Origin of the sequence: Endozoicomonas sp. ISHI1 (genome assembly GCF_024606225.1) — a bacterium.
Lineage (GTDB): Bacteria > Pseudomonadota > Gammaproteobacteria > Pseudomonadales > Endozoicomonadaceae > Endozoicomonas_A.
On record NZ_JAGRPU010000008.1, the window covers coordinates 151319 to 163606 of the forward strand.

Sequence of the window (12288 nt, forward strand, 5' to 3'; positions counted from 1 at the left end):
TCTAATCACCTGCCGAGACTTTGTCATCGTGGTGAAGGGGGGTAATTAGCCTATTTCGGTACAATTACTTAAGAGGAATATCCAGACCACCTTCTTTGAGGTACTTGAACACCTCTTTATAACGCTTTTCGACGGAAGCATCTTTCAAGTTTCCGAACCAGAATTTCCAAAGGGTATTGCCAGTTGCATCGGCAGCCTGAGTGCCATTAGTGCCAAAGTAGAGCGTGTTTCCTCGTTTAGTGGTCAGCAAGTAAGAGGCACCTACTATTTCATCGGGCATTTCTGTGCAGGTCATCTCTTTATCATGGAGACTGGAATTGGCAGTGTTATTGACCTCTTTGTTATAAATCTGTTGCTCTTCCGGCGAGCGTTTATTCAGGCCACCTTTAATATATGCCACATAAAGTTCCACAGGAGAACCTTTCTGCGCCATTCTGCGCAGGGTGAAAGTTCTGTCCTGAATGGTTTTAACCCGGTGTGGGTCATCCTGCATGGAGGCTGACATGGTTTGTCTCAGGGCTTTGCCCACAGGGTTGCATAGAGGGGTGGTCGGCTTACGGGTATGGATAATCGCTATGGCATGACTGATGAGCCCTTCATCAAGCATGTTCATCAGGCTCTGCTCAAAGGTTTTCTGAAAGCTGACAGCCACCGGGCGTGTGAACTCATCACTGCCGGCAACCTGAACTTCAGGTGAGTGCATAAGGGGGCTAATGATCAGGCTTGCGATATTGGTTTTGGTGCTGGCGGCAAGCTCTCCATCGCTGATTATTGTGCTGGAGATGTCCGTAAGCATAGTCATTTTCAGTTCATTGACATCCAGCTTTTCCAGCGCTGCATTGCTTATTTTCGGTCCAGGTCCGGCCTCTTCAGACTCGGAGGCGTTACCTTTCACCAGCCAGAATGCCAGAATCAGTAAGGCAATATTCCGGACTGTCTTGCCGACAAAAACCTGTTGTGAACGTGAATGCTTTGGTGTGAGCTGCAAGGTATTTTTCCCGTATTCTGTTCATCATCAGCTCACTTAAAGTAGTCAATATTTCGGTTTCTGCCAGCCCAGAGCTTTCAGTATCAGTTGAATGATGTGGCTCTGATACTTTTTTTTATGAAGCAGCAGGGAAAGGATTCTTTTCATCGTGATTCCGCAGATCTTGACTGGAATCAGCTCGCCCAGCTCCAGTTCGTGGCTAACACAAAGTCGGGACAGACAGCTGATGCCCTGTCCGGATTGCACCAGTTTTTTGATGGCTTCAGTCTGATTCAGCTCCATCTTGATACTCAGGTTGCTCAGCTTTTGACCCAGCTGCTGATCAAAAATATTACGGGTTCCGGAGCCTGACTCCCTGAGAATCCAGTTTTGGTGATTCAGTTCTCCTACCGAAATTTCACCACATTTGGCAAGAGAGTGGTCGGGACTACAGATGACCAGCAGTTCATCTTCCTTCCAGGGGATGACGTCAATATCTTCATGTTGGCAAGGGCCTTCAACACACCCGATGTCCAAGTCAAAACTGGTGACACGATTGATGATGTTCTCAGTATTACGGATATCCATGTTAAAACTGATCTTGGGGAAGTCGGCGCTGACCCGGGCCAGGATATCGGGTAAAAGATAGTTGCCAATAGTGGTACTGGCACCGATTCGAAGATGGCCCGATTCGGTGTTCTGCAGATCTCTGAACAGGCTTTCTATTTCAGACGTTCGATCCAACATCTCAGAAGCCAGAGGTATCAGCAGCTCGCCCTGATGATTAATCAGGAGTTTGTTGCCGGTTCGGTCAAACAACTGGCAGCCCAGCTGATTCTCCAGCTCGGCAATGGCCATACTGGTAGCGGGCTGAGAAAGGTTAAGCTGTTGGGCAGCCAGGCGCACCTGTCCGAGACTTGCTACAGCCCGAAATGTCTTGAGCTGTTTGAGAGTGATGTGCATGATGAAGTTCTGATTATGAGAACGGCGGTATTTTATACTGCTTGAGCAAAAGACTGAATCTTTAACATCCACTACACTATATCGGCAGGGTCATTAACTCCGTCATAGGTTGGAACACCTTTAATTGCTATTGGGTTTATATCTTCTAAACATGCCATATTAAAATAAAAGCGCGAGATAAGATTTATTTATGGCCTTTAATGAAAATTCTTATAACCCATAGAGTTTATGGCTGGGGTAAGCTCTGTACCTTTCTTCTGGTTGAGCTGTATATTCTTCTGCGGGCTGCTATTTTTCTCTCGTTACCCCCGGAAGCCATTGGTCTTCCAGGTCTACCCAACCCGACATAATCCTGATATGTCTCATTGAATCTTTTCCAGAGGTTTAGATATGCACGAAACCGGCCTTGCTACACAGGTCCTGATACTGGCTGGCCTGCTGCTTCTTGCTACCAGCTCGTCCATATTATTAAAAAAATTGAGGTTTCCTTATACCATTGGCTTGGTAGTGATCGGCATGGTTCTGGGGATTCTGGCGCAATACACCGATGCATTGGAGCCATTGCTGAAGGTTGATCTGTCCCATGACTTGATCATGTATATCCTGCTTCCGGTGCTGATATTTGATGCGGCTATCAATATAAAGCCCCCACATCTGTTTCGTGAAATGACTTCAGTTCTTAATCTCGCCATATTTGGTGTAATCCTTTCCATGCTTGTGATTGGGGTTGTCATGAATTTGCTGACTCCACTCAGTCTGGCTGGAGCCATGTTGTTTGGAGCTCTGATTTCAGCAACGGACCCCGTGGCTGTTATTGCCCTGTTCAAGGAGGTAGGAGCGCCGGCCAGGATGTCCATGCTGATGGATGCCGAAAGTCTGTTTAATGATGCCACCGCTATTGTTATTTTCGGGATTGTTCTTGCAGTTATTCAGGCCGGCGTCGGCGTTGGCGTCGGCGTTGTTTTGGGTGGCGTCTGGTCATTTATAGAGGTCTTTTTTGGCGGAATAGTGGTTGGTACGGTCATGGGTATCGCTATGCATGGGCTGTTGAGGCTGGGCAGAAACGAGCCTTTTGTGCAGATTGCTCATACCACTATTCTGGCTTACAGCAGTTTTATTATTGCTGATCATGTGCTGGGAGTGTCCGGTGTCATGTCAACGATTGCTGCAGGTATTGTCACTCGAACAAGTTCAGGAAAAGTGTTGTCTGAACAGGTCCGCAGTTTTATTACGCCCTATTGGGAATTCATGGCTTTCATAGCCAACAGCTTGATTTTCCTGCTGCTGGGGATGAAAGAAAACCTACTTTTCAGAAATCTCAATCACTTACAGGTCTACTATCCCTACCTTCTGCTCGCCGTTGCTGCCGTTCTGATTGGTCGTCTGGTCGTCGTCTATCTGCTCCTGCCGATATCAAACCGCCTGCCAGTGGGGCGTCCGGTGGATAACAAAACCAAAGCCATTATGTTTTGGGGTGGGCTGAGAGGCGTTGTGCCCGTCGCGCTGATGCTGTCGATTCCTGACAGTATTCCTGAAAAAAAGCTGATTATGGATATGACTCTGGCTGTGATTTTGTTCTCTCTCCTGATTCAGGGCACCACAGTCAACTGGCTGATGAGCAAGCTGGGTGTCAATCAACACTACAATGTTGTGAGAGATGCCATGCGAAAGCTTGGGGGGTGACCCCCGTCTGTTATATCTCAAGAGAAATTGTGGGTAGTCGTTGATTCATTGTCGATGGGGTCCTGCTGAGTGTAGACTAGCGCCCACTTAAACTGGACTCGTTAATAGATCATGACTGTTCGTACTCGCGTAGCTCCCTCGCCGACCGGCGATCCCCATGTGGGAACAGCCTATATTGCCCTGTTTAATATGGCTTTTGCCAAGAGTCAGGGGGGGCAGTTTCTGCTTCGTATAGAAGATACTGATCAGGTGCGAAGCACGGCTGAATCTGAACAGCAGATTCTGGACTCCCTGCGCTGGCTGGGCCTGAACTGGGATGAAGGGCCTGATGTGGGCGGTGCATACGGCCCTTATCGTCAGAGTGAAAGGCGTGAAATTTACGACCAGCATGCGCAAACGTTGCTTGATAAGGGGCATGCTTTCCGTTGTTTCTGTTCTGCTGAGCGTCTGGATGCACTCAGAGCAGAGCAAGCCGAAACCAGGCAGGGCTCAGGTTATGATGGCCACTGTCTGCATCTTTCGGAAGAAGAAGTGCGGAGCAAAATGGCAGCAGGTGAGCCTTATGTTGTTCGCATGAAGGTGCCTTCTGAAGGGATTAGTAAAGTAGAAGATATGCTGCGTGGCACCATTGAGATTGAATGGTCTCAGGTGGATATGCAGGTTCTGGTTAAAGCGGACGGTATGCCTACTTACCATCTGGCTAATGTGGTCGACGATCACCTGATGGGGATTACTCACGTCATCAGGGGTGAGGAGTGGATCAGTTCTGCCCCTAAGCACCAGCTGCTTTATCAATACTTTGAGTGGGATATGCCAAGGCTCTGCCATATGCCGTTGCTGCGAAATCCTGACAAGAGCAAGCTGTCCAAACGTAAGAATCCAACCAGTATTACCTATTACCGGGATGCCGGTTACCTGCCAGAAGCGTTGCTGAACTACCTGGCTCGTATGGGCTGGTCGATGCCGAATGAGCGTGAGAAGTTTAACCTGGAAGAGATGGTTGAAAACTTTGACATCCAGCGTGTCTCTCCGGGTGGGCCAATTTTTGATCAGGAAAAACTCTCGTGGCTGAATGCCAGCTGGATTCGTGAAGAGTTGAGCACCGAACAATTTGCCGATCGCCTTCATAAATGGCTGCTCAACAGTGATTATATTATGAAGTTCCTGCCATACGCTCAGAGTCGTGTAGAAACTTTGGCTGACTTTGCTCCCATGGCCAGCTTTATGTTCTCTGGCATGTTGGAACTGTCAGAAGAAGACTTTGTGCATAAAAAGCTTGAGCCGGCTGAGGTAAAGAAAGTGTTGCAATTCACTCTTTGGAGGCTGGAGCAGCTCAGGCAATGGAATAAAGAAAACATCTTTGCTGAGGTGAAAACTCTTGCCAAAGAGATGGGGCTGAAGCTGGGTGATTTTAATCCTCCTATTTTTATTGCTATTGCTGGCACACCCAACTCCTGGTCGGTGATGGACTCCATGGCCATTCTGGGTGCAGACATGACTCGTGCTCGTCTGCGTCACGCGGTCAATGTTCTGGGTGGATTGTCCAAGAAAGAAACCAAGCGTTTTGAAAAAGAGTTCAGAGCGCTGGGAGCTGAGTTTGAGTAAATCTGGCTCATTCCTCTCAGAAAAAGCTGGATTTTTCCGGCTTTTTCTTCATCAGGGGTAGAAGGTTTGTGCGAGGCTTGGGTGATAAAGCGTCCAGCGAAAAAAAACTATATAACTAACTGCTTCGATTAAACATTTTTTCATAAGTGAGCTTGACAGTTCAGGGGGGCATCCATATCATTCGCCCTGCGTTTCGGGGTAGCCAAATAACCTCTCAGAAAGAGAGGGGTGAGCCGAATCATTGAGAACTTTTTTGGGGCTATAGCTCAGCTGGGAGAGCGCAACACTGGCAGTGTTGAGGTCAGCGGTTCGATCCCGCTTAGCTCCACCAACTTTTCAAAGCCAGACTTTTTATTTGTCATAGGTATTTGAATAAAAATTGTGTCCCGTTCGTCTAGTGGCCTAGGACACTGCCCTTTCACGGCAGTAACAGGGGTTCGAGTCCCCTACGGGATGCCATATTCAAAATCAGTAAATAGTATTTTTACGGATTACTCTGACCGGATAAGTCATTAAACTGCGTCGCTCAGTTCATTGTTGAATGGTCTGATTAAGCGGGAATAGCTCAGTTGGTAGAGCACAACCTTGCCAAGGTTGGGGTCGCCTCAGGGTTAAAGAGTGAGTCTCGTTTCCCGCTTCGGACTTTGAAGAAGTCTTAAATTATCTTCGCTGCGGGAATAGCTCAGTTGGTAGAGCACAACCTTGCCAAGGTTGGGGTCGCGAGTTCGAGTCTCGTTTCCCGCTCCAATTAAAGGCTGTATGCAAAAGCATACAGACACAAGAGATTGTGTCCCGTTCGTCTAGTGGCCTAGGACACTGCCCTTTCACGGCAGTAACAGGGGTTCGAGTCCCCTACGGGATGCCATTTTAAGACTTTGAAGAAGTCCTGAATCATCTTCGCTGCGGGAATAGCTCAGTTGGTAGAGCACAACCTTGCCAAGGTTGGGGTCGCGAGTTCGAGTCTCGTTTCCCGCTCCAATTAAAGGCTGTATGCAAAAGCATATAGGCGCAAAAGATTGTGTCCCGTTCGTCTAGTGGCCTAGGACACTGCCCTTTCACGGCAGTAACAGGGGTTCGAGTCCCCTACGGGATGCCATTTTAAGGCTTTGAAGAAGTCCTAAATCATCTTCGCTGCGGGAATAGCTCAGTTGGTAGAGCACAACCTTGCCAAGGTTGGGGTCGCGAGTTCGAGTCTCGTTTCCCGCTCCAAATTAAAGGCTGTATGCAAAAGCATACAGGCACAAAAGATTGTGTCCCGTTCGTCTAGTGGCCTAGGACACTGCCCTTTCACGGCAGTAACAGGGGTTCGAGTCCCCTACGGGATGCCATTTCAAGACTTTGAAGAAGTCCTGAATCATCTTCACTGCGGGAATAGCCCAGTTGATAGAGCACAGCCTTGCCAAGGTTGGGGGCGCCTCAGGGTCAAAGGGTGAGTCTCATTTCCCGCTCCAATTAAAGGCTGTATGCAAACGCATATAAGCACAAAAGATTGTGTCCCGTTCGTCTAGTGGCCTAGGACACTGCCCTTTCACGGCAGTAACAGGGGTTCGAGTCCCCTACGGGATGCCAATCGGGGCTATAGCTCAGCTGGGAGAGCGCAACACTGGCAGTGTTGAGGTCAGCGGTTCGATCCCGCTTAGCTCCACCAAAATAATGCGTTATAAAAAAATCATTCATTTGACTGGGTTATAGTCGTATTTAATCAGCCTTCAAAAGCTTCAGTGCAATCTACCACTTGATCATTGAGAAAATAACTGCATAATACGCATCAGATTTTGGGGCTATAGCTCAGCTGGGAGAGCGCAACACTGGCAGTGTTGAGGTCAGCGGTTCGATCCCGCTTAGCTCCACCAAAATTACACTTCCTCAGTGTTGACAAGACAGTGTGTCCCATTCGTCTAGTGGCCTGGGACACTGCCCCGTAACGGCATTACAGGGGTTCGAGTTCCCTACGGGATGCCATTCAGGTCTAATCCTTCCTGCCTTTCCCTTCAACAGTGTCCTGTATGTGAGGTTTTCTTTTTTCTGCTCTCTGCTCAAGCGAGCCGACCTGAGAATCGGTGGTCTGATTCTTGATACAGATCGAATCAGCCAGCTGTGTGCATCAGAATATGTAGAGTCCAATTACAAAGAAAATACCGGGTACGAAGAAGCCCACCAGAGCGCCGGACTCCCTATCGCCCCAGTGCTTGTCGGAGATCTCGCCCATTAGGTAGGTGGCGGCAACCCAGACCACCAAGCAAAGAGCCACGATGATCCAACCGGTGGTCGATAGTTCTTCAAGAATTCGATGTAAATTGAACATTACAGCCTCTTAAGTATTGTGCTTTTGAATCTGCTCCCTTTAACACTAGTCCAGCATAGACTGGCTTCCGGGAAGCGCACGGTTATCATGTTGTTAATTTATTAGAGTGTCTTAAGAGACATGAGTTCCCTATGGAACCTGTGAACTTGAAGAAATAGGGAGGTAGCCTTCCTCTACACCTGAGGAAAGTTGTCCTAATGCCCCAATCACTGTATTAGTTTCTTGTGGCAATTTCATAGTACAATCGCATCGAGTCTCTCCCTGATCAGAGCTCGAAACTGTTTTAATGGAGCTAGCAGCCTGTCGGACTTAAGGCTATTCTCCTCAGAAGCAGAAATTTTTATCCTCAATTTCTTGCAATCCTCGCTACGGACGCTTAAGTCCGACAGGCTGCTAGTCCAACGGGAGAGTAGGTGTAACTTCAACGCCATCGCAACTTTTTCAGTAGGTAGCAGGTATCGATGCAGCATTGAGCTTTGTCAAACAAACGTTTGAGGCTGAAGGAAGAAGCATTGAGGAGTGAGCCGAATATCATCAGGGCATTGACAGGAGTTATGATCCTTATGCTATTGACTAACAGCTATACCGGGCTGTTTCTGGATGAGTGCATATATGTTTGACGTCGTTGAGATGCCTGAGGACAAAGCCAGCTTCTATCGCATTCTGATGGCCCGGGCAAAGGCATTGACCGAGGGTGAAACCGATACCCTGGCCAATCTCGCCAATGTTGCCAGTCTGCTATTTACGACCATGGCTGAAGTAAACTGGGCTGGGTTTTACATCGCCAGGGACAATCAGCTGGTGTTGGGACCGTTCATGGGGAATCCTGCTTGCGTTCGCATCCCCTTTGGCCGGGGAGTCTGTGGTTCCGCTGCCCGAGAGCAAACCACCCAAGTGGTGGATGATGTAAAAGCATTTCCCGGCCACATTGCCTGTGACTCAGCCAGTCAGAGCGAGATTGTGATCCCCTTTTGTGAAGAGGGTGAGGTGAAAGCAGTTCTGGATATCGACAGTCCGATCACTTCCCGTTTTGATGAAGAAGACCAAAAAGGTCTGGAAGCTCTGGCAGAATTGCTGGCAGCAAGGATTCAATTCGACCAGCTGCGCTACTGAATCTTCTGTTCCGAAATCTCATTAATCAATAATAGGGTTTTGGAATGCCTCTCAATGGTTTCCCGTAAACTTATTTCTTTAAATCCAATGGCTATACTTGGGTGCTTTATCTTTTTCAGGGAGGAGAAAAGCAGTGTCTACCTGGATATGGCTGACTTTGATGGCTGCCGTTGCTCAGGCATTTCGCTCAGCAGGGCAAAAAACACTTTCTGAGCGTGTCAGTGTCTGGGGTACCACATTTGCCCGGTATGCTTTCGCGCTTCCGTTGGTTTGGGTTTATCTTTATCTGCAACTGCACTGGCGGGATACTCTTCTGCCCGAAATATCTTCTACTTTTCTGCTCTATAGCCTGGGAGCAGGATTGGTCCAGATAGCTGCTACCACTTTCATCATCAAACTCTTTCAGCTGAGAAACTTTGCTATTGGGGTTATTTATTCCAAGTCTGAGACGGTTCTGGTTGCTGTGCTGGGTGCCATTGTTTATTCCCAGGTGCTCAGCTGGGCGGGATGGGTCAGTGTTCTGCTGGGGATGATCGGGTTGATCTTTTTGAATCCACTCGGACCCGAGAAAGGATGGCGTTCCCTGTTTTCGGTATCTGCCGCTTTTGGTCTCGCCGCAGGGTTCTGTTTAGCTTTGACCACTCTCTGGGTCAGGCAGGCGAGTTTGGCGTTGGGTATTGATCCGCTTGTGGCTTCGGCCTATACACTGACCGCCACAATTTCAATGCAAACAGTCATTCTGGGTGGCTTTATCTGGATCAAGGAGCCTAAAACTCTGGGAAAGCTCATTCAGCAATGGAAGTTAAGCGGCGCCGTCGGGTTTTTGAGTCTGTTGGGGTCCATTGGTTGGTTCACAGCCTTAAGTCTGCAAAACCCGGCGCTGGTCAAAACGCTGGGGCAGGTTGAATTCTTTTTTGCGCTGATCATCTCTACCCGTCTGTTCAGGGAAAAGCATTCGCTTCGAGAGTACTGTGGGATGGCTCTGATTATAAGCAGTGTTATTCTGTTGCTCTGGCTGGACTGACTTATTAAATAGTGGGGTTAAGGGTCGATAAAACGGTTATCAAGCTACCAGAGGCTTTTGAACGTGACTGTTTGTCGATCTTTCTTTTTGATCCTGATGTTGATCCTAAGTCATCTCGCCCGAGGTGAATTTGCGGAATTACCAAAAGTGCCGGACTTCTCTGAACTGAAAACCTATGAAGAGGCCATAGACCGGCTGTTTGAGGGTAGGGGTCAAGACTTTAAAAAAATCACTACCGAAGGCGGTCAGATTGATCAGGCTTACACTGCTTTGTTCGATGGTATGCGCTGGTTTGTAAAGATCGTTCGAGAAGATTGTTCTGAGTGTGACCAGATACGGTTTGAATACGAATGGCTGCTGAAAAAAAACCTCCCCCGTTACCGTTGGTTGGCCAAGGTGAACGCAGAACTAGTGCTTCCCGATCGCGCTGCTACCTTTATGCTTAATCGTAGGCAGCATTACATCGTGAGTTATCCTCTGGTAACGGGTCAAAGCATAGGAACCTTATATCGACACTACCTTCACTCTGCTTATCTCTTGAGTACCGGGCAGAAAACTTTGCTAAGCAGGATTTTTTACCGTTATGGACAGGTATTGGCCCTGTCCCATCTTGATCCAAAGCAGCCTGCTAAAAACAGTGCTGAAATGTTGGGCAGGGTGGTCCGTTTACATCTGCCGGATCGAAATGGCAGAAATGAAATCTATGATCTAGAGTCCGATCGGATTTACCTGGTCGACCTGGCGGATAGTGCTGAAGATTTTGGTAGACCCATCAAGGTGGGTGAAGATCTTGAGGCGTGGTCGGCCTCTTTGGCGGAAATGATTATGACCGCTCGCACCCGGGAGGGGGTTGATTGCGGGCCAGTCTATGACTGCATAGTGAACCCGTTCAAGCAGTTTGCTCTGGGCTATGCAAGCAGTCTGCCTCTCTACAAGCGCACAATGGTAATGGACGTGGTCAGGTCGACGATGATGGGGGCGCTGAGGGAAGAGTGCGATAATGAAATGGAGGAAGAGATCTTTTGCCCTGCTGTGGAAATGATTGAGCAGCAGTTTTTCAACGACTAGCAGAGCAGCCTGTCGGACTTAAGCGTCCGTAGCGAGGATTGCAAGAAATTGAGGATAAAAATTTCTGCTTCTGAGGAGAATAGCGAGCTATTTGACGAAGAAGCAGGAATTTTTAGACCAATTTATTGCAACCGCAGTAGGACAGCCTTAAGTCCGACAGGCTGCTAGCACTTAAGGCTCAAGAACTCTGACAAGAGAAAGCAGCCAGTAAACTGACTGCCGAAAAAAGATTATTCGCCCAGCATATCTGCCTTGAGATCAGCATCGACAGGTTGATCTCCCAGCCACACGCCCAGCAGCGCTCTGCTGAAGTCATCGCCTTTGATGGTGGTGAGCTTTTTCCCATTCTTGTAGACATCAACGCCTTTACCCGGTGTAACAAACATTACGAAGTTATCACCTTTAACAATCTCCGCCTGGAAAACATCGATAAAGGCGGACAATCGATCTTTGAGAGGTTCGACCTGACCACCAGTTGATTTTTCAAATCCTTCATTCACGGCTTCAGTGAGTTTTTCAGAAGTGATCAGTTTGGAGGTGATGAACAGCTGAATGGCTACAGGCGTTTCGCTGTTGAGCACGCTGCTGGCGTCATCGGTTTTTTCAGTGGTGTAGAGCGAACCCACATAAAGGTCTACAAAAAATTTGGAGCGGATACCTGCACCATTGAGTTCCAGGGTCTGGTTATCAATGTTTAACGTTTCTGGAACCTTGATACCATCCAGCTCAATGGCCAGCACGTTCAGGCTCATCACAAGCGCTGAAATAAAGAGGAGTATTTTTTTCATGGATCTCTCCGGAAGTGAGCGACAGAATAAAAAACACAATATACGTTAACTGACAGATAACTGTTATAAGACAAATGTATCAATTCGCAAAAACAGAAGATCAAGGAAGACCAAGTATAAACAAAGGTGGGGAAATCGGCCTTTTTTATTGTAGATATTCGCCGAGACTTGGCAGAACACTCTTCCTCTGTATAATGCACCTCCGCTGATCGGGGCATCGCTCTTAAGGATACGTTCTTGACGAGCACGCAGCGATCCATTGCGACACCGTTCAAAACGGTGATTGACAATCGGATCGAACAGCGTAGAATGCACCGCCGCTGAGACGGAAATGCAACGCTTACCGAGTGAGTGAATGTGGTCCCGGCAAGTTGAAAAGTGGCTTATAAAACAATCACTTGACAACGAACGGCGCCGAGGTAATATGTGCGCCTCGCTGAGCAGTACTGACTGCTGCTTCAGCCGGTTAAAACCTGCTTGTTTTAACCTCGTTCTTTAACAAATTATCAGACAATTCGTGTGGGCGCTTGTGCGAATGGCATCGGTCAACAGAGCTTTGCTCTGAAATGATTTAAATGCTGATCAAGCAAGTGAACATACCTGTAATTCATGTACGTTTAATTGCAAAGATTGAGCCGTTGGCTGGTTCTTCGGAATAGCTGACAAAACGATTTAAACTGAAGAGTTTGATCATGGCTCAGATTGAACGCTGGCGGCAGGCCTAACACATGCAAGTCGAGCGGTAACAGGACTAGCTTGCTAGTTGCTGACG

The 12288-nt window shown here is 48.0% G+C and carries 9 protein-coding genes, 13 tRNA genes and 1 rRNA gene; 19 read left to right on the forward strand and 4 right to left on the reverse strand.

Annotated elements, in window-relative coordinates; translation table 11 throughout:
* Positions 1-64: 64 nt before the first annotated feature.
* Together KBW69_RS07715 and KBW69_RS07720 are read right to left on the reverse strand one after the other, a co-directional pair.
* Positions 65-988, reverse strand: a complete 924-nt coding sequence (locus KBW69_RS07715) for a hypothetical protein (protein ID WP_257280521.1) — start codon at positions 986-988, stop codon at positions 65-67.
* 45 nt (positions 989-1033) lie between these two features.
* On the reverse strand, positions 1034-1930 hold the full coding sequence (locus tag KBW69_RS07720) for a LysR family transcriptional regulator (RefSeq protein ID WP_257280522.1): 897 nt from the start codon (positions 1928-1930) through the stop codon (positions 1034-1036).
* Positions 1931-2320: 390 nt separating this feature from the next.
* Between KBW69_RS07720 and KBW69_RS07725 the strand changes: the two genes are divergently transcribed.
* The 15 genes from KBW69_RS07725 (at position 2321) to KBW69_RS07795 (ending at position 7180) form a co-directional block, all read left to right on the forward strand.
* Positions 2321-3613 carry a sodium:proton antiporter gene (locus KBW69_RS07725; RefSeq protein WP_257280523.1) on the forward strand — a complete coding sequence of 431 codons (1293 nt, stop codon included), beginning with the start codon at positions 2321-2323 and terminating at the stop codon, positions 3611-3613.
* A 111-nt stretch (positions 3614-3724) separates the two neighbouring features.
* The gene (gltX, locus tag KBW69_RS07730) at positions 3725-5218 is read left to right on the forward strand and encodes a glutamate--tRNA ligase (protein ID WP_257255143.1); all 1494 of its coding nucleotides are present in this window, start codon (positions 3725-3727) and stop codon (positions 5216-5218) included.
* A 255-nt stretch (positions 5219-5473) separates the two neighbouring features.
* Positions 5474-5549: transfer RNA gene (locus KBW69_RS07735), tRNA-Ala, on the forward strand.
* Positions 5550-5601: 52 nt separating this feature from the next.
* Positions 5602-5677, forward strand: a tRNA-Glu gene (locus tag KBW69_RS07740).
* Between the two features lie 95 nt (positions 5678-5772).
* Positions 5773-5855: transfer RNA gene (locus tag KBW69_RS07745), tRNA-Gly, on the forward strand.
* Positions 5856-5889: 34 nt separating this feature from the next.
* Positions 5890-5965 (forward strand) — tRNA-Gly (locus KBW69_RS07750).
* Between the two features lie 42 nt (positions 5966-6007).
* A tRNA-Glu gene (locus tag KBW69_RS07755) sits at positions 6008-6083 on the forward strand.
* Positions 6084-6120: 37 nt separating this feature from the next.
* Positions 6121-6196, forward strand: a tRNA-Gly gene (locus tag KBW69_RS07760).
* A 42-nt stretch (positions 6197-6238) separates the two neighbouring features.
* Positions 6239-6314 (forward strand) — tRNA-Glu (locus tag KBW69_RS07765).
* A gap of 37 nt (positions 6315-6351) precedes the next feature.
* A tRNA-Gly gene (locus tag KBW69_RS07770) sits at positions 6352-6427 on the forward strand.
* A 43-nt stretch (positions 6428-6470) separates the two neighbouring features.
* Positions 6471-6546: transfer RNA gene (locus KBW69_RS07775), tRNA-Glu, on the forward strand.
* A 165-nt stretch (positions 6547-6711) separates the two neighbouring features.
* Positions 6712-6787, forward strand: a tRNA-Glu gene (locus KBW69_RS07780).
* Positions 6788-6790: 3 nt separating this feature from the next.
* Positions 6791-6866: transfer RNA gene (locus tag KBW69_RS07785), tRNA-Ala, on the forward strand.
* 129 nt (positions 6867-6995) lie between these two features.
* Positions 6996-7071, forward strand: a tRNA-Ala gene (locus KBW69_RS07790).
* Positions 7072-7105: 34 nt separating this feature from the next.
* Positions 7106-7180: transfer RNA gene (locus KBW69_RS07795), tRNA-Tyr, on the forward strand.
* A gap of 142 nt (positions 7181-7322) precedes the next feature.
* Here KBW69_RS07795 and KBW69_RS07800 read toward each other — a convergent pair.
* On the reverse strand, positions 7323-7523 hold the full coding sequence (locus KBW69_RS07800; protein WP_257280524.1) for a hypothetical protein: 201 nt from the start codon (positions 7521-7523) through the stop codon (positions 7323-7325).
* A 600-nt stretch (positions 7524-8123) separates the two neighbouring features.
* Between KBW69_RS07800 and KBW69_RS07805 the strand changes: the two genes are divergently transcribed.
* The 3 genes from KBW69_RS07805 to KBW69_RS07815 all read left to right on the forward strand — a co-directional run bounded on the left by KBW69_RS07805 (position 8124) and on the right by KBW69_RS07815 (position 10728).
* Positions 8124-8636: a GAF domain-containing protein gene (locus tag KBW69_RS07805; RefSeq protein ID WP_257280525.1), complete on the forward strand. Its 513-nt coding sequence runs from the start codon at positions 8124-8126 to the stop codon at positions 8634-8636.
* A 133-nt stretch (positions 8637-8769) separates the two neighbouring features.
* Complete coding sequence (locus tag KBW69_RS07810; RefSeq protein ID WP_257280526.1) at positions 8770-9660, forward strand: DMT family transporter; 891 nt, start codon at positions 8770-8772, stop codon at positions 9658-9660.
* A 63-nt stretch (positions 9661-9723) separates the two neighbouring features.
* Positions 9724-10728 (forward strand): hypothetical protein, encoded by a 1005-nt coding sequence (locus KBW69_RS07815; protein ID WP_257280527.1) that lies wholly within the window; start codon positions 9724-9726, stop codon positions 10726-10728.
* A gap of 230 nt (positions 10729-10958) precedes the next feature.
* On the opposite strand, the gene KBW69_RS07820 is transcribed toward KBW69_RS07815, so the two are convergent.
* Complete coding sequence (locus KBW69_RS07820) at positions 10959-11516, reverse strand: chalcone isomerase family protein (protein WP_257280528.1); 558 nt, start codon at positions 11514-11516, stop codon at positions 10959-10961.
* 674 nt (positions 11517-12190) lie between these two features.
* Here KBW69_RS07820 and KBW69_RS07825 point away from each other — a divergent pair.
* Positions 12191-12288: ribosomal RNA gene (locus KBW69_RS07825) — 16S ribosomal RNA — on the forward strand; the annotation flags it as partial.